Raw genomic sequence first — 22,526 nt, forward strand, 5'->3', positions numbered from 1 at the left:
CGCCACGCGTCTTTCAGACGCGCAAAGGACGCTGTAACTTTTTGAATTAATGCATCATTTCATCCGCAAATCGCTTCCGATTTTGAGGATGAAATGATGCATCAGGCGTCGATGCCGAGATACCAGGCGCGCATGCGGGCGATCCGCTCGTGCACTTCATCATCGGCGGCGGGGCCTGCAAGCAGGCTGGTGTTTTCGGGTGTCATTTGTTCGCCGGTCCGCGCATCGACCAGCATCGTCTCGCGCTCTCTGCCGGAAGCGGCATCGCTCAAGAGAAAGGCCAGGTCCTCTGCGGGGATGTGCCGGCTTCCCCAGGAAAACAGCGTCATCAGAACAGGAAAGAAATCACGGCCCTTGTCCGTCAGCAGATATTCGTAGCGGGCAGGGCGCTGATGGTAGAGCCGCCGTTCGAACACCCCCTTTTCCGTCAGATGTTTGAGCCGCCGCGTCAGGATGTTCGGCGCCACGCCTAGGCTTTTCTGGAATTCGTCGAAGCGCGAAAGCCCCTGGAAGGCGTCACGCAGGATCAGCATGCTCCACCAGTCGCCGACGCTGTCGAGCGCGCGCGCCGCCGGGCATTTGAAATCGCTGAAGCTTGTTCGCTGCATGGCTGCTGTCATTATAGCAGTGACTATCATCATGCAAGTTACTATCTGGCGTCGCCCCCGAAAATGCGGGCGAGCAGAATTCCGGTGACGAGCATGCCGACCGCCACGAAGATCGTATCGCCCGGCGTGCCGATATAGAGCGGCCCGACATTGGCAAAGAGCAGGAAGGCGACGAGGAAATTCGCCCAGCCCCAGATGACATTGGCCGTCGGCGAGCCAAGCTTTGCCCCTTGCGCGAATGGGATGCGGAACGGCCTGCCACTGACGCCGTTGACGAAATGTGGGACGCCGTTGGTCAGAAATGCTGCGGCGATGAGATGGGCGATATAGGCGATCCAGGGCAAAGGCTTCTCCTGAGCTGCACGGGTGGCGTCAACGGAGAATGTGGCCGGGATTTCGGCTCCGGCAAGAGGAGGAGGCGCGACTGTCCGTGACGCTGCAGGCCCGACGCCTGAAAGGCGACGGGCCGACCGGGTCAGACAAGCAGGATGTCTTTGAAGTGAAGTGCTGCGGAATTATCGAGATCCGTGACATGGATTGCCGCGCCCGCTGCGCTTCCATCTGCGTCAAAGGATAGAATGCCGCTCGCCTGATCGTAGATCAGCTTGTCATCAGCCTCCAGCGCTTTCGTTCCCAGCACGAAATTCTCATCCGAAAATCCGGATAGGCTGAGCGCGGCGAAAATCGAATGATCGAGCATCAGCTTGTCGCCCGCCGCGGAGGAAAAATCCCGGATCTTGTCGACGCTGACATTGTCGGGCTTCACATCGAAGACGAAGGTATCGCCTCCTCCGCCACCGGTGAGCGTGTCTGCACCGGCTTTCCCGAACAGCTTGTCATTGCCGAGACCGCCGGTCAGTTGGTCGGCGCCTTTGCCGCCATTGATCGTGTTGCTTCCATCGTTGCCGGTCAAAACGTTGGCCGTGTTGTTGCCTGTCGCGCTGAGATTGGCCGTGCCGGTCAAGGCGAGATTTTCGATCGTTCCGGCGGTGTGCTTCTGGTCGGCCAGGTTGAACGAGGTCGAAGCCTTGACGGTGTCCTTGCCGGCCCCGCCTGTCTCATCGGCGAAATCGCCGGCATTGTCGACCACATAGGTATCGTTGCCGGCGCGCCCCGACATATGGTCCGCGCCGGTGCTTCCGTCGAGAATATTGTTGCCGGAATTACCGACGAGAGTGTTTGCCAGGCCATTTCCCGTGCCGTTCAGATTGGCCGTGCCGGTCAGCGTCAGGTTCTCGACGTTTCCGATCGTGTGCGTCGTATCCTTGAGGCTGAAGCTGATCGACGACATGACGGTATCCGTCCCGCCACCCCGGCTTTCGTCGACGATTTGCGCGGGGTTGCTCACGGTGAATATGTCGTTGCCGGTGCCGCCATAGATATGGTTGGTTGCCGGCGGCGTGCTGGCACTGCCGCCTCCGATGTCGATGATGAGGGGATGGTCGACGACGTCAAGCGTCAGGGACGAGACGTTGCTGAGGCTTTTGATCGCCGTCGTTCCGGTCAGAGGGTCGAAGACCTTCACGGAGCCGAAGGATGCGCCGAGATTGACCTTGACGCCTGTCGTCGCGGCCTGGATGGCCGTGTCGGTGGACTGGTTCCAGATATCGGGCTCGTTCCAGATGATGATCTGGTAGCTTCCGTCCGATTTCTCCGTCAGCAGGCTGCGGGCCGAGGACGGCATGCCGTCGACCGAATAATTGAGGGTCCCCGCGCTGAAACTTGCCTTCTGAGCGCCGTCGTCCGCAAGGATTTCCGTTAGATTATGGATCGCCGTCGCAGCCGGCTTGGCCGAATAGTCGAGATGAAAAAGGCCGAAATGCTTTTCCTGATTGGTGCCTTGCGGATCGGAATAGGCGTCCAGCAGCTCGTAGATGAATGTATTTTTCGATCCGAGTGCGGCGCCGTCCATCAGCGTGTTGAGCAGGAGCTTTGCCTGCGTCGCTTCACTGACGCCCTCCCAGCCGCCATTGGTGTCGGCAGTCAGCGAGGTGTGGTAACCGGTCTCGGTGATTGCCAGGGGCTTGCCCGGATCGGCAGCGCGCTGAACGCCGGCTTCTCGGGAAAGCCACGAGTACGGCTGGTCGCCATCCTTCGCATAGGTATGGATCGTCGTGTAGTCCGAGGCGGAAGCGACGGTATATCCGGTAAAGCCGAGCACCGGGATATTTTTCAACAAGGGATCGGCGTTGACGGCGGCTGAGAGGTCCTTCTGATAGGCGACCGCTGCTGCCTGCCCGCTCAGGCCGTGATAGCTGACCGGCCAGTTGTTGACTTCGTTCGGGCCTTCGATGCCGACGACCGACCCGGGATGGGCCTGCACGAAATCATGCAGCCGCTGGGCCACAGTGGCGGGGTCGACTTCCCGCTGGGCGCTGAAGACGAATTGCACGCCTGCCTCTGCCGCATCGCCGAGATGCGTTTGGCCGTTGGGATCGGAAGCGGAGTTGGGGGCGTGATCGCGAACCGTATCAAGGCCAAGATAATCGAGAGCCTTAACAACTTCTCCGACATTGGAATATTTTCCGTCGGTGTAGTCGATATGCGTATCAATTCCAAAGGAACGAATAATATCGTTTATTCTAACGGCTTGAGCCATAAGCTTTTCTCCCGGTTTACGAGGGAAGTGGCAATGGGAATGAATCCCCATTTGTTGGCGCCAATTCGATTTAATACACGAGGAGTCGTGCGGCGATGACTCGTTATCCATGATATATTGTTGCGAATGTGGCTCAATTCGGATTGTATTTATTATGTAATCTGCGCTTGCATTTTTTCGTTCGGCCGGCTGATCATGCGCGAGTGGGGCGGCCCATAGGCAGAGTCTGGCGAAATCCGACATGGTTTTGGAGGATGCGATGACCGTCAATGTTCAATTCCGGTTTCGCAGCGGCTTGCCATTACTGGCGTTCGACAATGTCCGTCTCCGGAAGTTGGGACGAGCAAGGTCACCCCTCGAATGATTGGACGTCTGTTCCTATGCAGTGCTCTCGTGACGAGGATGGCTATGATATCTTTGTCATCAGGGTTCCCTTTCCCGATGACGAGATCGGCACGCATTTTCGATGGGGGATCGAACTGGGTCGACCCGGCGCTTCAAGCCTGTGGGCGATCGCCGGCGAATTGGACGACGAGGCCTCGTCGCGTCGCGAACGCTCGTTCGATCTCCAGCAGGGGATCGGGCCGCAGACCTATTATCTGACATGGATCGGCCGCCTGGGAGCGAACCGGGTTGAAAAGCGCGACGCTGCCGATGGCATCCGCTTTTCGGTCTGGGCGCCGAACGCCCAGGATGTCTTGCTGGTCCTGGCCGATCCGGCCATCGGCTATATCGCCGATGACGGCACCGGGGCGGTCGCAACCATCAAAATGCGAAGAACCGTCGACGGATTCTGGATCGCCGAAACCGGCGACGATGATGGCCGTTTAGATTTCGACAGCATGGTCGGCACGCCGTACATGTACCGCGTTACCAAGGATGATGGATCGCTCGCCTACCGCACCGATATCTGGTCCCTCATGCAGATTGGCGCCGGAGACTTCGATCCCGATGGAGCAACCTATCACGGATCGCCGGCGGCATTGGACGGACCGCAAAGCTGTTCGGTCGTCTGCGACCCGAAGCGGGTGGTGCTCCCGTCCGGGCAGGAGCTTGCCGCCGAGGCCTTCTGGGCTGACGAATTCATTGCTGGCCGAAAGCTTCCCGATCGGCTCGAGGATCTGGTGATCTATGAACTGCACGTCGGCGCCCTCGGTTTCGGCAAGGCCGCGCCCGGCACGCTTGATGATGCCATCGCCTTCGTCGAGCATCTCTCAGCGCTCGGCGTCAACGCCGTGGAATTGCTGCCGATTGCGGAATTCGAGACCCGGGCCAACTGGGGCTACGGCACCTCGCATTTCTTTGCCGCCGACCAGGGTGCTGGCGGCACCGACCGCCTGAAGATGTTCGTCAAGGTCTGCCACCAGCGCGGCATCGCCGTCATCCTCGATGTTTGTTACAATCACTTCGATCCGGATGGCGAGCGGGCGCAATGGGCCTATGATTCCAACGATCACACCCGCAATATCTACTATTGGTATGAGGGAAATCCCGGCGACTACGCCGATCCCAGAGGCGGCTACATCGACAACATCTCCACGGGGTGGGCGCCTCGCTTCGATGAGGAAGCCGTCCGCCAGCTTTTCATCTCGAGCGCTGCATTCCTCGTCTCCGTCTGCCATATCGATGGTTTCCGGCTCGATCAGCCGAGTTCGATCCATCAATATCCGGTCCTGCATGCCGACGGCCGGCGCGCCGATCGGGCTGCCGCCTTCGGCGCCAAATTCCTGAAGCAGTGGACCCGCACGATGCGGCTGATCAAGCCACAGCTTTTCCTGACGGCCGAAGACTATTCGGATTGGTCGGCGATGACGGAACCAAGCCTGACCGGCGACGGACTCGGCTTCGATGCGACCTGGTACGGCGATTTTCATCACAACCTCGTCGAATATCACGGCGGCGCACAGGCGCAGCTGTTGAAGAATGCCGGTTTCGGAGACAAGCGGGCTTTGACCATGTCGTCTTTTGCCGGCGCATTGCAGACGAGCGCGCGATCCAAGGTGGTCTACAACCAGTCGCATGACGATTGCGGCAATCGTGAAGGATCGGCACGAACGGCGGTTATTGCGGTCAACTTCGCGCCTGTTGTCGGCGAGACCCGGGCATGGGCGGAGGCGAGATCGAGGTTCGCAGCGGCGATGACGCTGCTGTCACCTGGGACGCCGATGTTTTTCATGGGCGAGGAAATCGGCGCCCAGAAGCCCTATCGCTACAATGATTTCCTCGAGAACCGGGAGAATATTCTCGGCGAATCGGATGGTGACGGGGCAGGGATGATCAGCTGTTATCGCGATCTGATTGCGCTCAGCATCCACCAGGACGCCATTCGCTCGCGCAATATCGCCATTCCCCTGGTTCACGACGAAAATCGGGTGATCGCGTTTCATCGATGGGACGACGGCGAGGATTTCCTTGTCGTGGGGTCGCTGAACGACGCTCCCTTCGAACACGGCTACCGGCTGCACAGCGAACGTCTGGGGGATGATCTCTGGGAGGAGATCTTCAATACCGATGCTCACAAATATGGCGGCTGGAACGTCGGCAACGGCGGCGGAAGAATTAGAGCGACAGCAGGAGTGCTCGATGCCGTGCTGCCGGCATCAGGCGTTCTGGTCTTTCGCAGGCTGTGACGCGCCACGCCCGGAACGGTCAGACGAAGCCGAGCGGCAGATTTTCGACTTTCCTGTCATTGCCGTAATCGCGCTCATGCGGCGAGCGACGACGGCTGTCGCCGCGAGCGGACAGATCGATCCGGTTTTCGGCGAAGATCCCGTCGGGCCAGGTGCCGGTGTCATGGCAATCGGCATCGAGCTTGGGGGCAAGAATTTTCAGGATCATCCGGGTTCCTCCACGGCGCACCATCAACACTCGAAAAGGCCGTCTGGTTCCGTTTATAAACCCCGAATTATTAATAAATTAACCATAAAGCTTAAGGGCAAGGGTATCGCCTTATCGATCCCGTCATCCTCGCAAGGGCTGACATTAGTGGACGATTGATGACGAGGACATCGATGCCAGCATCCCCTCGGTCGCCCGGATCAGCCGCGCTGTACGCGCCATCACCTCGGTTCCGGCCTCCGTCTCGGCAATCGCGGTTGCCATTCCGTCCAGTCCGTCCGCCACCTGGATCAGTTTCGGTAGCATATCGGCGCGTCCGACCGCCTCAGTCGATCTCGCGAGCTTACGCAGTGCCTCCGAATAGCTCGATATCAAAGCGAGTTTCTGGTCTGCTGGAATATTGGAGAACGAGCGTTTCTCCGAAGGCGATAGCGGCGATTTCGGCATGGATGCGACCTGTTGAACTGCCTGTGAACTCGCATAAGCGTTTTTTGTTCCGAGCTGGCCCATTTGCTCGGTGACCCATCGCCTTGCGCGGAAATGGCGTTGCCGTGGAACTCCGGACCTGGATGGCCGTTGAGTGCATGAACACAGGAGGTTTCCATGCAGCTGATCGATACGCGAGTGACACAGGCCGGCGACATCTTCACCGTCGAATTCCTGGGCGAGGGAGGAGAATCGATTTCCGTCAAAATCGACAACTCCCACGGCGAGCTCGACAATACGACGGCGGTCGACCGCGCCAAGGTCATGATGGTTCAGATGACCGCATTTGCCGGCGCGGAAGCAGACGGCAGCATCAATCGCTACGATGCCTTGAGCAACGGCAATTTCGACGAAGGCAGTAAGGGCTTGATCGGTCAGCCGAGCGCGCGCTCGGCCGGCGACAAGCAAACGCTGGAAGAGGAACTCGATGAGGGCCTTGAGGACAGCTTTCCTGCAAGCGACCCGGTCTCGGCAACGGTGTCGTCCATTCCCGCCAACGCACCACGGCATTGATTTCGCCGCGATCTCAATTCCAGATGCAGGCGAAGGCTGCCCCGGTTCCCGCGGGCAGCCTTCTTCTTGCATGACAGATTGATGTCAAAACTGAAAAACAGCTGAAAACTTCAGCTGTGTGATTGACATGGGAGCCTTCTAGAGAGGGCACGAGAAGGGGCGCGGGTGACGCGCTGCCGACGTCTCGGAGACGCGCCCATGAAAATCATTCAGATCACCGACACCCACTTCAGCCCAGACAAGCCGCATTTCAACGGTAACTGGGCGCCGCTTCTGACCTGGATCGAAGAGACCGGCGCAGACCTGATCGTCCATACCGGCGATCTCACCGTCGACGGCGCCGACAAGGACGCGGATATCACCTTCTCGATGGATCTGATGCGCCAGGTATCGATCCCAATGCTGATCGTGCCCGGCAATCATGATGTCGGCCACCTCAAGGGATCGGACCAGCCCGTCAATGCCGAGCGGCTGTCCCGCTGGCGCAGCCTTGCCGGCGACGACCGCTGGCTGGAGGATGCGGCCGGCTGGCGGTTCATCGGATTGAACTCGCTGCTTCTCGGTCATGAGGATGACGAGGAGGAGGCTCAGTTCGAATGGCTCCATCAGGCGCTCTCCGACAGGGCAGGGCGGCGCGTGGCGCTGTTCGCGCACAAGCCGCTCTTCGTCGATGCCCCCGACGAAGGCGATACTGGATATTGGAGCGTTCGCCCGGCTCAGCGCCGGCGGCTCTATGATCTGATCGCGGCTCATGACGTGGCGCTGTTTGCGAGCGGCCATCTTCACTGGGCCTGGCAGGGGCGCTTTGACAATACCCAGCTGACATGGGGTCCGTCGGCCGCCTTCATCATCGACAAGATGGAGCGCGAGATGCCGGGCGAACGCCTGATCGGCGCAGTCGTCCACGAATTCGATACGACAGTCGAAAGCATGATCGTTGCCGTTCCCGGCATGACCGCATATGTGCTCGACGATGTCGTGCACGAGGTCTATCCCCAGGCGGTGAAGCAGCGGGAGCCCGTCGAATGAGCGCGCTCTCGCTTCGCGGCATCACCAAGGCTTTCGGCGGCAACCAGATCCTCGATGGCGTCAGCCTGGATGTCGCCGCCGGCGAATTCATCGCGCTGGTCGGCCCTTCCGGCTGCGGCAAGAGCACGCTGCTGCGCGTCCTTGCCGGCCTCGATCATGCCGACCGCGGCGAGATCCTGATCGGCGGGCAGGACATGTCTGGCGTTCAGGCCGCCGACCGCAACATCGCCATGGTCTTTCAGTCCTACGCGCTCTATCCGCATTTGACTGCCTCTGAGAATATCGCCGTGCCATTAGCGATGCGCCGGCTGTCGAGGATGCAGCGGCTGCCCTTCATCGGGTCGTTGAATCCGGGCCAGCGCGCCACCCGCAGGGCGATCGCCCGCGACGTCAGGGATATGGCTACGTCGCTGAAGATCGATCACCTGCTCGACCGCAAGCCCGGCCAGATGTCGGGAGGCCAGCGCCAGCGCGTGGCGCTTGCCCGCGCCATGGTGCGCCAGCCGAGCATCTTCCTGATGGACGAACCGCTCTCCAATCTCGACGCCAATCTGCGCGTCCACGCCCGCGGCGAGATCGTTGACCTGCATCGCCGCGCCGGCGTGCCGACGCTCTATGTCACCCACGACCAGGCGGAAGCGCTGTCGATGGCCGACCGGGTCGCTGTGATGATGGGCGGAAAGTTGCTGCAGATTGCCAGCCCCGAGGTGATCTATGACGATCCCGCCCATATCGAGGTCGCCCGCTTCATCGGCCAGCCGCGCATCAATCTGCTGCCGGCCTTTGCCGAAGGCGGCGTCATTCTCTGCGGCGGCCTGCGCCTGACGCTCGAAAATGCACCTGACAGAAAGATGCCGGTCACGATCGCCATTCGCCCCGAATTCGTCTTTCTTTCCAAGAGCCGGCATGACGGCCTTGCCGCCCGGACCGAACGCGTCGAATTCCTGGGCTCCGAAGTCATCCTCCATTGCCGGCTCGAAGCGATCGGCGAGACTATCGTCGCCAAAGTTCAACCGGCCGAAGCCTCCGGCCTTGTGGCCGGAGATCCGGTCGGGCTGCGGCTTTCGCCCGGCCGGACGCTGATCTTTGCCGAGGACGGCAGCCGGCTGGCCGGCGGCGTTGCAATGGGTGATGCCGGGCTCGCCAAGAGCGATGCCGGGCTTGCTGCAAGCGATGCCGGGCTTGCTGCAAGCGATGCCGGGCTCGCCGATAGCGATGCTCAGCGGGAGAGGGCGCATGGCTAGCATCGTCTCCATGGCCGTGCCGCAGGATGCCGCCGTTGCGCATCGGCGCAGCGAGGCCCGCATCGCCTGGATGCTGGTGATGCCGGCGATGGTTCTGCTGTTCCTCTTCGTGCTTTTGCCGGTTGTATCAGTCATCGTGCTCGGCTTCACCGATTTCGAACTCGGCTACGGCAAGTTCCGTTTCGTCGGCTTCGAGAATTACGCGCATCTGATCACCGACCGCACGTTTCGCAAGTCGCTGTGGAATACGACAGTGTACACGGCGATCGTCGCACCCGTCTCGATCCTTCTCGGCCTCGGCATCGCCATGCTGATCGAGAGCGAGACGAAGGCGCGCAGCTTTTTCCGCACTGCCTATTTCCTGCCGGTCGCCTCGCTGATCGTCGCCATGGCGACCGTCTGGCAATATATGTTCCACCCCACAATCGGCCCGCTCAACGCGCTGCTGGCCCTCGTCGGCCTTCCCGGCCCGAACTGGCTCGGCAGCTCCGGCACGGTGCTTTACAGCCTCTCGATCATCGGCGTCTGGCAATCGGCCGGCTTCAACATGGTGCTGTTCCTCGCCGGACTGACGGCGATCCCGCGCGAGCTTTACGCGGCGGCCGAAGTGGATGGGGCCAGATCCTCCCTCGACCGCTTCTTGCTCGTGACCTGGCCAATGCTCGGGCCGACGACGCTCTTCGTCATCACCATCAGCATCACCAATTCAGTCAAGGTCTTCGAGACTGTGAAGACGCTGACCGAGGGTGGCCCGAACAAGGCGTCGGAAGTGCTGCTCTTCACGATCTACCAGGAAGGCTTCGTCTATCTGCGCGTCGGTTATGCCTCGGCGATGACGGTGGTCTTTCTGTTGATCCTGGTGGTGCTGATGTTCCTGCAGTACCGCGTTCTCGATCACCGGGTGCATTACACATGATGACGAGCGCTCTTTCCCTCGGCAGGATCATCCGGCTGACACTGCTTTCCCTCGGCGCAATGATCTTCCTGTCGCCATACGTCTTCATGATCTCGACGGCAGGCAAGGCCCAAAGCGACATCTTCACCTCGTCGCTGTCGCTGTTCCCGGCGCACCTGACCTATGTCGAGAATTTCACCAAGGCCTTGAGCCGGGTGCCGATGGCGCAGCTCTTGTGGAACGGTGTCGTCGTCTGCGGGCTGATCTCCTTCTTCCAGGTGCTGGTGGCGATCCCTTGCGCCTACGCCATGGCAAAGCTGCGCTTCGGCGCTGCCCGCGCCATGATGGTGCTTGTCATGCTCGGTCTGCTGGTGCCGATTCATGCGACCGCGCTGCCGCTTTATGTCGCCTTCGACCGCGCCGCGCTGCTCAACAGCTATGCCGCCCTTGTCGCGCCCTTCACCATTTCGGTCTTCGCGATCTTCATGTTCCTGCAGTTCTTCCGCGCCATGCCTGATGACCTCATCCATGCCGCGCGTCTCGATGGCATGTCGGAACTCGGCATTGTCGCCCGCGTCATCGTGCCGAATGCCTGGCCGGCTGTCACCGCCTTCGCCATCTTTTCGGTCGTCGCCCATTGGAACGATCTCTACTGGCCGCTGATCGTCATCAGCAAGCAGGATTACGCCACGCCGCCGCTGGGCTTGATGTATTTCCGCGCCGCCGAGGCCGGCGACGACTACGGCGCGCTGATGGCGGCGACCCTCATCATTACCCTTCCCCTCGTCATCGCCTTCCTGCTTGCGCAGAAGCGCTTCGTCGAGGGCATCACCATGACCGGTCTCAAAGGCTGACCGGTTTCAACCCAGGAGAACGAGCGATGAAACATATCACCCAGCTTCTCGCCGCAGCGGCCGTCTCGATGGCAATCGCGCTTCCCGCGCATGCCGAGACGACGCTGACGGTTCATTACCCGATGCCGGGCTTCTTCAAGGACGTGATGGACACGATCTCGAAGAAGTTCATGGAAGAAAATCCCGATATCAAGATCCAGTTCGCCAGCCCGTCGGCCACCTATGAGGAAGGCATCCAGACGATCCTTCGCCAGGTCGGCACCAGCGAAATGCCCGATATCACCTTCATCGGCCTCAACCGCCTGCGCATGCTCGACGAACGCGACGTCGCCGTCGACCTCGGCCCGCTCGTCCAGAAGGACGGCAACATGGCGGAGCAGGGCTTCTCCGACACGATCCTCAAGCTCGCCCAGGTCAAGGGCAAGCAGGTGGGCCTGGCTTTCGCGACCTCGAACCCGATCATGTATTACAACGCCGATCTCGTGAAGGCGGCCGGTGGCGACCCTGAAAACCCGCCGAAAACCTGGGATGAGGTCATCGCGCTCGGCGGCAAGATCAAGGCGCTCGGCAATGGTGTCGATGGCATCGATTTCCGCTGGCAGGGCGATGACTGGATGTTTTCGGCCCTGCTCTTCGGCGCCGGCGGCAAGATGCTGAGCGATGACGAAAGCAAGGTCGCCTTCAACGGTCCGGAAGGCCAGAAGGCCGTCGAGGTCCTGCATCGCCTGGTTACCGAAGGCGGCATGCCTGTGTTCACCAAGGCCGCCGGCGAACAGGCTTTTGCAGCCGGCAAGGTCGGTTTCGAGTTCCAGACAACAGGCGCGCTGCGCAACACGATCAAGAATGTCGGCAACAAGTTCGATCTGCGCACGGCAAAGATCCCGCTGATCGATCCGGTGAACGGACATCTGCCGACCGGCGGCAACGCCGTCGTCATCCTGACGCATGACGCCGCCAAGCAGGATGCTGCCTGGAAGTTTGCCAAATTCGCTGCCGGCCCCTACGGCGCCTCCGTCGTCGTCCCCGGCACCGGCTATGTCCCGAACAACGAACTCGCCGCGAAATCTGTCGACTATCTCGGCGACTTCTACAAGCAGAACCCGTTGTTCCAGGCAGGCCTCAGCCAGATGCCGGTGATGACCCCGTGGTATGCCTTCCCCGGCTCGAACGGCGTCAAGGTCACGCAGACGATCGTCGACAACCTCTCGCGCATCGTCGACCAGTCGGCCGAACCGAAGGAAGCACTCGACGACGCAGCTGCTGACGTCGAGGACATGCTGCCGCGCAGCTGATCGCCTTTACTTACTGGGAATAGGGCAGGGCCGCCACGCCGAGCTTGTGGCGGCCTTCCTGTTTTGCAAGCGTCAGATGGCGCGCACCGTGCCGCCGCGGCGCAGCGTATAGGCGACGTCGAGATGGCGGGCGGGCGCGGCATTCTCCGCCATGTCGAGCAGCAGCGAGGCAGCTGTCGCGCCCATGCTGGCATCCGGCATTTCGATGGTCGTCAGCGGCGGATCGATCAGCCGGCCGATGGCGATGCCGTCGAAGCCGGCGACTGAAACATCTCCAGGCACCGACAGCCCCTCGCGCTTCAGCGCACCGATGACGCCGAGTGCCAGGAGATCATTGGAGGCGATGATCGCCGTCGGCGCAAGGGCGCTCATCGCGACGCCAAGATCGAGCTGGTCATAACCGCTGACAAAGGGGATCTGCACCGCATCGAGGGGTGTCAGCCCGTTCTCGGCCATCGCGTCGAGATAACCACGGTAGCGAAGATGGGCGCGGTCGGAGGTGGCGAAATTGCCGGAGAGAAAGAGAATGCGGCGATGGCCCATGCCGATCAGGAAGCTTGCGATCTCGCGGCCCGCGCCGCGATTGTCGGCGGTAACAGCCGCCGGAAACTGCGCCGTCGGCAGGTTGTTGAGCAGCACGGTCGGCGGCAGCTTCGCAAGCAGCGCCTTGCTGGTCGATGGATCGCAGACAGTGAGGATCAGCCCGGTCGGCCGGTCGTTCAAGAGTGCGGCGACGGCATCGGCCTCGCGCGCCGGATCGTAATTCGACTGGGCGATCAAGACGCCGTGGCCGGCCACCAGCATGCGGTTCTGGATGCTTGACAGCGACGAGGCAAAGACCGGATTGGTGATGCTCGGGATCAGCACGCCGACCACCGGCCTGCGCCCCAGCCGGCCGGCGGAGTGATAACCGAGTTCCGCGGCCGCGCGGCGCACCTTGCGCACCATCAAATCGCTGGCTGGTCCGTTGCGGTTGAGAACACGGCTTGCGGTCGCCAGCGAGCAGCCTGCCCGGAATGCGACCTGCTCCAATGTCGCCATCGAAAGCGCCTCCTGGTGACAGCATCGAGGCGCAATCCTTTAGGCGGGTTCGATGACAATGATCTGACACCCAGAGCATGATGCCGAAAAGTGTGAACGGTTTTCGGACGACATCATGCTTAACTCTTTAATTGAGAACAGGATTCAGATTTAGGCCGACCGGGCCTAAAATCATCCTGTTCTAGGCAGAATTATCGACTTCTTATTTATTCACACACAAGGAAGTTGCTGGGGAATGCAACCTGTGGAATAGTCAAGTTTACGCCATCTACCCACTTCATTCTCATCACCTGGACAAGAATGTCTTACAAAAAAATGGAATGCTCCACGGCGTGGCGGATTTTAGCGACGGCCTCGTTTGTCGCAAACTTCGCGTTGCCAGCCTATGCGGACACCCCGTCCGTGCCCTGGCCGCAAACGCAAAGCGACATCCAAGCCGAGTCCGACGTGCATTTTGGCACGCTCGCCAACGGTATGCGGTTTGCGATCATGCGCAATGTCACGCCGCCCGGACAGGCAGCTATCCGCTTTCGCATTGGCTCCGGTTCGCTCGACGAAAACGACGACCAGCAGGGCCTGGCGCATGTTCTCGAGCACATGGCCTTCAAGGGTTCGACACATGTCGCCGAAGGGGAGATGGTCCGTATCTTGCAGCGCAAGGGCTTGGCCTTTGGACCGGACACCAACGCCCATACCTCTTATGACGAGACCGTCTATGCGCTCGATCTGCCCGAGGTCGATGCAGACACAATTTCGACGGGCCTGATGCTGATGCGCGACACGGCGAGCGAGCTGACCCTCGATGCCAGCGCCTTTGATCGCGAACGCGGCGTCATCCTGTCGGAGGAGCGGTTGCGCGACACGCCGCAGTATCGCGCATCACTCGGAATCATGAATTCGCTGCTCGCCGGCCAGCGCGCGACCATGCGCGCGCCGATCGGCAAAGCCGACATCATCAGCAATGCGCCCGTAGACCTCGTCCGTGATTATTACCGGGCCAATTACCGACCCGATCGGGCAACGCTGATAGTGGTGGGCGATATCGACCCCGCCGCCATGGAAGTCGAAATCCGGCAGCGCTTCGGCGACTGGGATGCCGTGGGTCCGGCGCCGACAAAACCGGATCTTGGCACGCTTGTGACGAAAAGCGAAAGCGCCGAGGTCATCGTCGTCCCCGGCGGCATGACCAGCATACAGATCGCCTGGACGCGTCCCTATGACGCCGCGCCTGACACCTTCGCCAAGCGCCGCGCTGGGCTTATCGAGGATCTCGGTTTCCTGGTGCTCAAACGTCGGGTGAGCGCCATCGCCAGCAAGGCGGATGCCCCTTTCATCAGCGCGGACGTCGGCTCCCAGGATCTCCTCGATTCCGCCCATGTCGTCCTGATCGCGGCAAATTCGGAGCCGGACAAATGGCAGGCGGCGCTCACGGCCATTGACCAGGAACAGCGCCGGATCCAGGAGTTCGGCGTTGCGCAGGCAGAGATCGATCGCGAAATCCGCGAATATCGCTCGGCCCTGCAAGCTGCTGCGGCCGGAGCCGCGACGCGGATGACCACCGACATTGCTTCCATGCTGGCTCGCAGCGTCGATGACGATCAAGTCTTCACCTCACCCGCCGAAGACCTCTCGATGTTCGAGACGATGACGAACGGCGTCACGGCGGATGAGGTCAATCAGGCCCTGGAGCGTGCTTTCTCCGGCACCGGTCCGCAGGTCGTGCTGCAGGCGGACCAATCACCTGAGGGCGGAGCCGACACGGTTCGGCAGGTCTATGACGCTTCAAAGGCCATTGCCGTCTCGGCACCATCCGGTGCAACTGACGTGGCCTGGCCCTACACCCACTTCGGCTTACCGGGCGCTGTGGTCGAGCGTCGTGCGGTTGAAGATCTCGGCTTGACCATGTTGCGCTTTTCCAACGGCGTACGGCTTACCGTCAAGCCAACCAAGCTGCGTGCCAATGAAGTGCTGGTGCGCGAAGATATCGGCCGCGGTCGGTTGGACCTGCCGCACGACCGTTCCGCCGCGATCTGGGCATCTCCGGCCGTCGTGCTGTCTGGCGTAAAGGCTATGGATTACCAGGATATACAGAAAGCGCTGACGGCCAACATTGTCGGCGTCGACTTCTCGGTCGGCGACAGTTCCTTCAGGTTCGACGGTCGTACACGGACTGAAGATCTTGCGACGCAGTTGCAGCTGATGAGCGCATACACCTCCGATCCCGCCTATCGCCCCGAGGTGTTCAAGCGTGTGCAGCAGGCCTATTTGAGCGGCCTCGATCAGTATGACGCGTCGCCCGGCGGCGTTTTCAGCCGCGATTTCGCAGGTCTCCTGCATTCCGGCGACCCGCGCTGGACCTTCCCCGACCGCGCGCAGTTGTCCGCCGCCAAGCCAGACGAATTCGCGACGCTGTTCCGGCCTATGGTTTCCAATGGCCCGATCGACATCACCATCGTCGGCGACGTAACCGTGGACGACGCAATCCGGCTGACGGCTGAAACCTTTGGCGCTTTACCGCCGCGCCCGGAGGCGGCCTTGAGCAACGATCGGGACGACGTGCGCTTTCCGGCGACGACCGAGAAGCCCGTCTTGCAGACCCATAACGGCAGGGCGGATAACGCCGCCGCCGCGGTAGGAGCTTCCATCGGCGATTTGCTCTCCGATCTGCCGCGGTCCTTCACCGCCAATATTGCCACCCAGATTATCCAAAACAGGCTGATCGACCAGTTTCGCATTGCAGAAGGCTCAAGCTATGCCGTGCAGGGCGACGTTGACCTGTCAAGGGAAATCCCGGGCTACGGCTACGCATATTTCTACGTCGAGACCGACCCGGCAAAGGTTGCGCGCTTCTATGCACTTGTCGACGAGACCGCCAATGATCTGCGGTCGCATGACGTCTCCGAAGACGAGCTCGCGCGCGCCCGGGAACCCATCATCGAGACATTGAAGCATCAGCAGCAGAGCAACGAATATTGGATCGCATACCTGCACCACGCCCAAGAGGATTCTCGTCGTTTAGACCGGATACGCGATAGTCTCAGCGGCTACGGCAAGGTCACTGCCGGGGATATCCGCGCGTTTGCCACGGCCTATTTCAGCCCTGAAAAATTCTGGAAATTCGAGGTGCTGCCGGCGGCGGTACGATAGGTCGTGAGCTCCGCTCACGAACGGCGTTTGACCACGCGCATGTTCATTTCCGAGCGAAGAGCGAAGCGCTGGGTTTCGTAGAGGGAAATGGCCGAGGTATTCGCCGCATAGGCATGTAGATAGGCCGTGTCGCCGGTGGACGCGATTTCGCCGGCGACGAAACGGAAGAGCAGGGTGCCGAGGCCGCGCCCCTGGAAATCGGGATGGGTGCAAAGTCCGCTAAGCTCGGTAAAGCCAGTCTGCCGCATCCGCTGCCCGGCCATCGCCACCAGGCGGCCCTCGCTTCTGATCCCCCAGAAGCTGCCGAGGCTCTGGGCTCGCAGGGTGAACGGCCCGGGTTTGGTCAGTGTCGCCAGCGCCAGCATGTCGGCGGCATCGGTCTCCGTCAGGGGCTCGATGCGGGGATCTGAAATCCTCTCATGGGGCCGCTCGGCCACCATCTGGACCACCGATGCCTCTGTGACGATAGCCAGGCTCGGTGGAATGGCGATCGGCCCGGCTTCGACGAGGATCATGCTCTCCTCCGGCGCCGGCAGTTCCTCCAGGGCGTCGAGGCTTTCCGGCGCATCGTCGGCGGACGCCGCGAAGGGGACGATCGACGGCGGGTATCGCCGTGCCTTCTCATTGCCTTCTGCGAGATCTGCGTGTGCGGTTTCTAGTGCGCTCCAGATCGGCCGGTCGAGAATATGTTTCATCATCCTTCCTCCTTGACAGGGCTGCGGCGCGCAAGCGGCGCCACCGCAAGCCCGTCCTCGATGGCGGCCAGCTGTTCGAGGATCGGCCCGTCGAGATCGCCGCAGAGATCGGCAACGGCGGCGGCGATGCGCGGCCAGATCACCTTCTTCGAATGATCGACGAGCTCCTGTCCCTTGTCGGTCAGCGAGACCAGCCTGCGACGCTGATCGTCCGGCGCCGGCTGCATGTCGACGTAACCCAGTTCGAGAAGCTGGCCGGTGGTCCGCGTTGCGCCGGGCTGGGTGATGCCCACCGCCTGCGCAAGCTCTCCGATCGTCAGCGGTCCGGCCCGGTCGATCGCTGCAAGGAACGGATACTGGCCCGCCTGGATGCTGAGACCGGCCTCGTCGATGACCTGCTGCGTATCGGCCTGCAGCCTTTCTCCGATGCGCCGCAGCCGGCTGCCCATGCAGAGAAACCCCAGCGTCCGGACAACATCCTCGACCATGCCGACTCTCCATTTGCATTGGATGTTATATAACATGTTATGCATTAAATTGCAATTCTTCGAAGGTGGTCGGCAGATGAGACCAGGGGAAGGGTAGCACGAGCAAGTGCCTCTATCAGCCCCGCCATTTCCTGGTCATCAGAAACACCGCCAGCACGCAGCTGAGCAGGCCAAGCGACAATGGCAGACCCTGATGTCCGATCAGTTGCATCGCCAGTCCTGTCGCGGGCGAGCCGACGATGCCGCCGATGCCCCACACCAAGGCGAAGGCCGCGTTACCGGCGATCAGGGCCTGACCGGCGAAACGCTCGCCGAGCTGAATCAGCGACAGGGTGTAGATCCCGAACGAGACCCCGCCCCAGACGAAAAGCAGCGGCCAGATGAGCCACGTGGTGAAGACCGACGGCAGTAGCAGGCAGCCGGCCAGGCAAGCCAGGACGCAGAATAACATCATCCGCGTCGAGCCAAACCGTTCGGCGACCCGCCCGAGCAAAATCTGCAGCGCGGCATTGCCTGCGATGAAACAGGTGATGAGCGACGCGATGCGTCCCTCGGCGCTGCCGAGTGCGGAGCCATAGACCGCGAACAGGGAAAGCAGAATCTGCTCGAAGGCGGCGGCCGTGAAAACCGCAAACAGCAGCAGCGGCGCCAGTACGAAGAAGCCTCCGACCGAGGTTGCCTCGCCTTCGTTAGGCATCACGGGCAGGCGAGCGGCGACGGCAAGCACGATCAGGCCGCAGAGGACAAAGGCCGTAATGCCGATCATGAAGGGCGGCCATCCCACGGTGCCGGTGAGGCCGAGCGACAGTGGGCCGATGGCGAAGCCACCCGAAACGATCGATGAATAGAGGCCCATGATCCGGCCCCGGCGCGGCGCCGGCGTGATCGAAATCAACCAGGTTTCGCTGATCACGTAAAGCGGATTGGCGAAGAAGCCGAGCAGGAAGCGCAGCGGCATCCAGGCCCAGATGTCCTGCATCCAGGCAATCGTAATCAGGGTGAGGGCAGCCAGGATCGAACACAGGATCGCCAGCCGCGCCCCGCCCAGACACTGCGACAGCGCCGGAATGAAGGGCGCGGATAGGATAAAACCCAACGGCGTCATCGCCGCCGACAGGCCGATCAGGCCGGATGTCGTTCCCTGCCGCTCCAGGATGAAGCTGAGCAGCGGATAGGTCAGCCCCTGTGCCACGGCGAATACCGTGACGGTCGCGATGATACCCGCCATGGCGGCCCATGGGATCCGATCAGTGCGCGCTGATGTGATGCTTTCGGCAGTCATGCAGATGTCCTCGTAAGACCGTATGGTGTGAGGGGCCGGGGAGCCTCAACGTCAAAGAGGATGAATTCTGTAGGAGGCCGGGAGTGCCGTACTTAAGCTTTCCCAAAAAGTTCTCAAAAACGTCCAAACGGATTATAAATGCGCCTCATGCAGGGATCGCGTTTTGCCTTTGGACCGTTCGTGCTTGATCCGGCTGCGGGAACGCTCCTTCGGAACGATGATCCCGTTGCCGTTGGCCACCGCGGGGTAATGCTGCTTGCCGCACTCGTCGGGCGGCCCGGCGAAATCCTTGGTAAGGCCGAGTTGATGGATGCGGCGTGGCCGGGCAGGGCGGTCGAGGAAGGAAACCTCACCGTTCAGATCGCGCAACTGCGCAAGCTGCTCGGTCCGACCGGTGACGGCGGCGAATGGATCTCCACGGTGCCGCGCGTCGGCTACCGCTTCATAGGCGCCATCAATCAACTTGGCGGCGTGAAGCGAAAAGCTTTGCCGCTGCCTGACAAACCATCGATCGCGGTGCTGCCCTTCGTGAATATCAGCAACGATCCCGAACAGGAATCCTTCACGGATGGGCTGACCGAAGACCTGATCACCGACCTGTCCAGGATACCGGGCCTGTTCGTCATCGCCCGCAACTCGGCCTTCGCCTATAAGGGAAAGGCGAGGGACGTAGGCGAGATCGCCGAGGAGCTCGGCGTGCGCTACCTTCTGGAGGGAAGCGCAAGGCGCGTAGCAGGGCACGTGCGCGTCAACGCTCAACTGGTCGATGCGGCAAGTGGCGATTATCTATGGGCGGAACGCTTCGATCGCAGCCTCGAAGATATCTTTGCCGTTCAGGACGAGGTGACTGGCAAGATCGTCGAAGCGCTGCTCGGGCGGCTGCGGGCACCGCCATCGCGCAATCGGCCCAATAATCTCGAGGCTTACGATCTCTGCGTGCGGGCGCGCAGGCTGATGGATGATACGCCGCAGACGGCGCGGGAAGCGCATCTGATGCTGACGCGCGCGATTTCCCTCGATCCCAACTATGCCGAGGCCTATCGCTGGCTTGCCATGAACCACTGGATGGGAGAGGTGCATTCCGGCGGACCAACGCAACCCACCCGTAGCCTAGCTTTGGAGCTGGTGCGCAAGGCCGTCGCGATCGATCCTAATGATGCCGGCTGCCGCTGGATCCTGGCTTACCTGCTTGCCTATGAGCGCAGCTTTGCCGAGGCGGATGCGGAATTCGCCAAGGCGATCGAACTCGACCCGAACGAGGCCGACACCTTTGCGGCACTATCCGACATTGCGGTCTTGGCCGGGCGGGTCGGGGAAGGTCTTGAGCATATTGCCAAGGCCTTCCGGCTGAACCCGTTTCCGGCAAGCTGGTACTATCTGGCGCTCGGCCAGGCGCAATATGCCGCCGGCCAATACGAAGCCGCCGTCGAGACGCTGCGCAGGGACGAGACCTATCGGACAAGCTCACGCCGTTTCCTGGCGGCAAGTCTTGCCCAACTGGGCCGGCTGGACGAGGCGCGCGCCGAGGCCGAACTGTTCCTCGTCGCCAACCCGCATTTTTCAACCCGCCACTGGGCGGCGACGGAACCCTTCCGCGACGCTCGAACGCTTGAGCATTTCGTTGACGGCTACCGCAAGGCGGGGCTTCCGGAGTGACGCCGGCGCGCCTCGAAGACGGCTCGATGTTAGACGGTGCCGGGCCGCGCAGTTGATTGGCTCGCGGAAGACAAAAAGTCCTCTTCGGCGGTGGGCAGTTTTCCGTTTGGGGTCAGGTCGTCGACAGCCTTGGGAAGATCGCGCTTCAGTCGCCCAAGAATCTCTTGATGCGAAAGGCCGGTATTGGCAGCGATCTCGTTGAGAACGTCCGGACCTAGTGCTTCCGCGAGCTGGCCGTCATCGATGTCGGCATTCGGACCGGGCTGTATCCACGACTCCACCTTGTCACCCTGACCATTCTGCTGAAACGTCTTCAGCAGGTCGCCGAGACCACCGCTGACGATACCGCCTGATGTCAGCCCACCGAGAAGGCCGCCGAGACCACCCGAGCCGCCCAGTCCGCCAAGAAGGCCCCCAAGTCCGCCGGGCTGCTGGTTTCCTGCGCCCGCCTGCTGAGGGTTCTGGATGCCCCGCAGGAGCTCCCCGATCTTGTCTCTGTTTTGGTAGCCGGCAACGGCAAGGACGGCGAGAAGCGCCTTCAATTGACCGCTCATCATGATGAATCCTCCTATGGTGCTCCTGCAGCGCGGCGCGCCGCAAGGACGCAATGTCCTGAGTGCTCAAAGGTTCCGCGCCGGTTTGGAAACAAGGCCGCGCCGTCCGCATTGGTATGAGGCCTCGAAGGCCCGGCCGTCCACCTCGTTGCTCACGCAGCGGTCAGATTTCCGGGCAACCTCGCCTGTTTGCAAAGGTCATTCGTTCCGGTCCACGGCGCGTCATCCCTTGCACAACGATAGTGCGGGAAGACATGCGTACGATCTGTGCCCTGCGAAACCCTTCGCTGCGTGCGATGTCGAGAGCGTCGTCAGGATCGCAGCCCCGTGGTCCGCGCCGGTCATATCGGTCATATCGATCAGGGTCGCGATCACGTTCGTAAACGCCGAGGCCACCGGGGCCGACACGCAACTCCAAATCTTGCGCCGCCGCGATCGTCGGCGAGATCGTCAACCCGGTTAAGGCCGCCGAGCCGATGAGTATGAACTGAAGTGATTTCCGCATGAGTACCTCCCATGGCCATGCCATCGCAAGGACAACATCGACATGCGAGTTTTGTTCCTCAAGATAAGTGGAATGGGCGCGGGCACGCCGCGCCGTCCCAGATCATTCGCTTCAAACAGCCATATTCGACGCTGCCGACATCACTTCCCGAGGGGCGGGACCGCCGAACATATGGCGACCATCCTCCTCCACTTCCGTGAAACACCAGCGCACGATTCCATCCCGATCGAGCAGGAATTCGCCGACAAGTTGGCCGTGGCCGGTGGCGATCATCTGCTTGTCGTCCTCGGTGAATTCATAGCCGTCCGCCTTGTCGAGGTAGTCCACCGCCGCCATCAGGTCCATGGGCGCTGGAAGCTCGTCCGGCATGTCGATGCGCATCGACGTCACCGCACTCATGCTGATTTTGTGCGGCCAGTCATTCTCGTCTTCGGTAAACTCAAGGTTCGGCAGGCCGAAGGCCTTGTGCGATACCCGTTCCGGATCCGAGGCCGCCAGCAGATTGGGAAGCGGATGGTAGCGGAAATAGAGGCGAGCGCGGTCGATCGGCGTGTTGACAACGGTCAGGCTGTCGATGCCTTTCTCCTGCAAGGCATCGGTGAGTTCGGCCATGGCGGCAATCTGCCGGCGACAGAACGGGCAATGCAGTCCGCGGAACAAGCCGACGAGCACCGGTTTCTGGCCGCGAAAATCGTCGATGGCGACCTTGCCCTGGCGGGTGATTGCGTCCAGCACCACGTTCGGCGCGCGATCTCCCGGCTTTAGCGGTCTTCCGGCGTGGTTCTCATGCATGTTTCGTT

Annotated in this window: 21 protein-coding genes; 9 read left to right on the forward strand and 12 right to left on the reverse strand. The window is 61.3% G+C overall.

The window, feature by feature from the left end; all coding sequences use genetic code 11:
* Positions 1-101 precede the first annotated feature (101 nt).
* From ACD590_RS09775 to ACD590_RS09785, 3 genes are all read right to left on the reverse strand, one after another.
* Positions 102-608 (reverse strand): winged helix-turn-helix transcriptional regulator, encoded by a 507-nt coding sequence (locus tag ACD590_RS09775; RefSeq protein WP_018445343.1) that lies wholly within the window; start codon positions 606-608, stop codon positions 102-104.
* 41 nt (positions 609-649) lie between these two features.
* A complete protein-coding gene (locus ACD590_RS09780; protein WP_027684706.1) occupies positions 650-952 on the reverse strand; it encodes a hypothetical protein in 303 nt (100 codons plus the stop codon).
* 131 nt (positions 953-1,083) lie between these two features.
* On the reverse strand, positions 1,084-3,207 hold the full coding sequence (locus ACD590_RS09785) for a calcium-binding protein (protein WP_439002492.1): 2,124 nt from the start codon (positions 3,205-3,207) through the stop codon (positions 1,084-1,086).
* Between the two features lie 380 nt (positions 3,208-3,587).
* Here ACD590_RS09785 and ACD590_RS09790 point away from each other — a divergent pair, with 380 nt between their 5' ends.
* Positions 3,588-5,837, forward strand: a complete 2,250-nt coding sequence (locus ACD590_RS09790; RefSeq protein WP_439002493.1) for an alpha-amylase family glycosyl hydrolase — start codon at positions 3,588-3,590, stop codon at positions 5,835-5,837.
* A gap of 19 nt (positions 5,838-5,856) precedes the next feature.
* On the opposite strand, the gene ACD590_RS09795 is transcribed toward ACD590_RS09790, so the two are convergent.
* Both ACD590_RS09795 and ACD590_RS09800 read right to left on the reverse strand, forming a co-directional pair.
* On the reverse strand, positions 5,857-6,045 hold the full coding sequence (locus ACD590_RS09795) for a hypothetical protein (protein WP_130652393.1): 189 nt from the start codon (positions 6,043-6,045) through the stop codon (positions 5,857-5,859).
* Between the two features lie 144 nt (positions 6,046-6,189).
* Positions 6,190-6,492 carry a hypothetical protein gene (locus ACD590_RS09800; RefSeq protein ID WP_193442466.1) on the reverse strand — a complete coding sequence of 101 codons (303 nt, stop codon included), beginning with the start codon at positions 6,490-6,492 and terminating at the stop codon, positions 6,190-6,192.
* 156 nt (positions 6,493-6,648) lie between these two features.
* Here ACD590_RS09800 and ACD590_RS09805 point away from each other — a divergent pair, with 156 nt between their 5' ends.
* From ACD590_RS09805 to ACD590_RS09830, 6 genes are all read left to right on the forward strand, one after another.
* On the forward strand, positions 6,649-7,044 hold the full coding sequence (locus ACD590_RS09805) for a hypothetical protein (RefSeq protein WP_427148117.1): 396 nt from the start codon (positions 6,649-6,651) through the stop codon (positions 7,042-7,044).
* Positions 7,045-7,242: 198 nt separating this feature from the next.
* A complete protein-coding gene (locus ACD590_RS09810) occupies positions 7,243-8,073 on the forward strand; it encodes a metallophosphoesterase family protein (protein ID WP_130652396.1) in 831 nt (276 codons plus the stop codon).
* Positions 8,070-9,317, forward strand: coding sequence for an ABC transporter ATP-binding protein (locus ACD590_RS09815; RefSeq protein ID WP_130652397.1), 1,248 nt, complete (start codon positions 8,070-8,072; stop codon positions 9,315-9,317). The genes ACD590_RS09810 and ACD590_RS09815 overlap by 4 nt, the downstream gene beginning before the upstream one ends.
* Entirely contained in the window at positions 9,310-10,233 is a 924-nt protein-coding gene (locus ACD590_RS09820; RefSeq protein WP_130652398.1) for a carbohydrate ABC transporter permease, read from the forward strand. The genes ACD590_RS09815 and ACD590_RS09820 overlap by 8 nt, the downstream gene beginning before the upstream one ends.
* The gene (locus tag ACD590_RS09825; RefSeq protein ID WP_439002494.1) at positions 10,230-11,066 is read left to right on the forward strand and encodes a carbohydrate ABC transporter permease; all 837 of its coding nucleotides are present in this window, start codon (positions 10,230-10,232) and stop codon (positions 11,064-11,066) included. Before ACD590_RS09820 ends, ACD590_RS09825 begins: the two co-directional genes overlap by 4 nt.
* 26 nt (positions 11,067-11,092) lie before the next feature.
* Positions 11,093-12,358 (forward strand): ABC transporter substrate-binding protein, encoded by a 1,266-nt coding sequence (locus ACD590_RS09830; RefSeq protein WP_439002495.1) that lies wholly within the window; start codon positions 11,093-11,095, stop codon positions 12,356-12,358.
* 72 nt (positions 12,359-12,430) lie between these two features.
* Here ACD590_RS09830 and ACD590_RS09835 read toward each other — a convergent pair whose 3' ends face one another.
* A complete protein-coding gene (locus ACD590_RS09835; protein WP_439002496.1) occupies positions 12,431-13,399 on the reverse strand; it encodes a substrate-binding domain-containing protein in 969 nt (322 codons plus the stop codon).
* A 300-nt stretch (positions 13,400-13,699) separates the two neighbouring features.
* On the opposite strand from ACD590_RS09835, the gene ACD590_RS09840 reads away from it, so the two are divergent.
* Positions 13,700-16,546, forward strand: coding sequence for a M16 family metallopeptidase (locus tag ACD590_RS09840; protein WP_439002497.1), 2,847 nt, complete (start codon positions 13,700-13,702; stop codon positions 16,544-16,546).
* 14 nt (positions 16,547-16,560) lie between these two features.
* Here the strand turns inward: ACD590_RS09840 and ACD590_RS09845 are convergent, their stop codons facing one another.
* From ACD590_RS09845 to ACD590_RS09855, 3 genes are all read right to left on the reverse strand, one after another.
* The gene (locus ACD590_RS09845) at positions 16,561-17,241 is read right to left on the reverse strand and encodes a GNAT family N-acetyltransferase (RefSeq protein ID WP_113544163.1); all 681 of its coding nucleotides are present in this window, start codon (positions 17,239-17,241) and stop codon (positions 16,561-16,563) included.
* Positions 17,241-17,729, reverse strand: a complete 489-nt coding sequence (locus ACD590_RS09850; RefSeq protein ID WP_112903097.1) for a MarR family winged helix-turn-helix transcriptional regulator — start codon at positions 17,727-17,729, stop codon at positions 17,241-17,243. Before ACD590_RS09850 ends, ACD590_RS09845 begins: the two co-directional genes overlap by 1 nt.
* Positions 17,730-17,844: 115 nt before the next feature.
* Entirely contained in the window at positions 17,845-19,011 is a 1,167-nt protein-coding gene (locus tag ACD590_RS09855; protein WP_439002498.1) for an MFS transporter, read from the reverse strand.
* Between the two features lie 147 nt (positions 19,012-19,158).
* On the opposite strand from ACD590_RS09855, the gene ACD590_RS09860 reads away from it, so the two are divergent.
* On the forward strand, positions 19,159-20,667 hold the full coding sequence (locus ACD590_RS09860; protein ID WP_439003524.1) for a winged helix-turn-helix domain-containing tetratricopeptide repeat protein: 1,509 nt from the start codon (positions 19,159-19,161) through the stop codon (positions 20,665-20,667).
* A gap of 29 nt (positions 20,668-20,696) precedes the next feature.
* On the opposite strand, the gene ACD590_RS09865 is transcribed toward ACD590_RS09860, so the two are convergent.
* The 3 genes from ACD590_RS09865 to ACD590_RS09875 form a co-directional block, all read right to left on the reverse strand.
* Positions 20,697-21,224 (reverse strand): YidB family protein, encoded by a 528-nt coding sequence (locus tag ACD590_RS09865; RefSeq protein ID WP_018445331.1) that lies wholly within the window; start codon positions 21,222-21,224, stop codon positions 20,697-20,699.
* A 160-nt stretch (positions 21,225-21,384) separates the two neighbouring features.
* Positions 21,385-21,726 carry a hypothetical protein gene (locus ACD590_RS09870; RefSeq protein ID WP_026230521.1) on the reverse strand — a complete coding sequence of 114 codons (342 nt, stop codon included), beginning with the start codon at positions 21,724-21,726 and terminating at the stop codon, positions 21,385-21,387.
* Between the two features lie 111 nt (positions 21,727-21,837).
* Positions 21,838-22,518: a peroxiredoxin-like family protein gene (locus tag ACD590_RS09875; protein ID WP_018242038.1), complete on the reverse strand. Its 681-nt coding sequence runs from the start codon at positions 22,516-22,518 to the stop codon at positions 21,838-21,840.
* Positions 22,519-22,526: the final 8 nt, after the last annotated feature.

The organism is Rhizobium sp. 862_C5_N1_2 (assembly GCF_051811205.1).
GTDB lineage: Bacteria > Pseudomonadota > Alphaproteobacteria > Rhizobiales > Rhizobiaceae > Rhizobium > Rhizobium leguminosarum.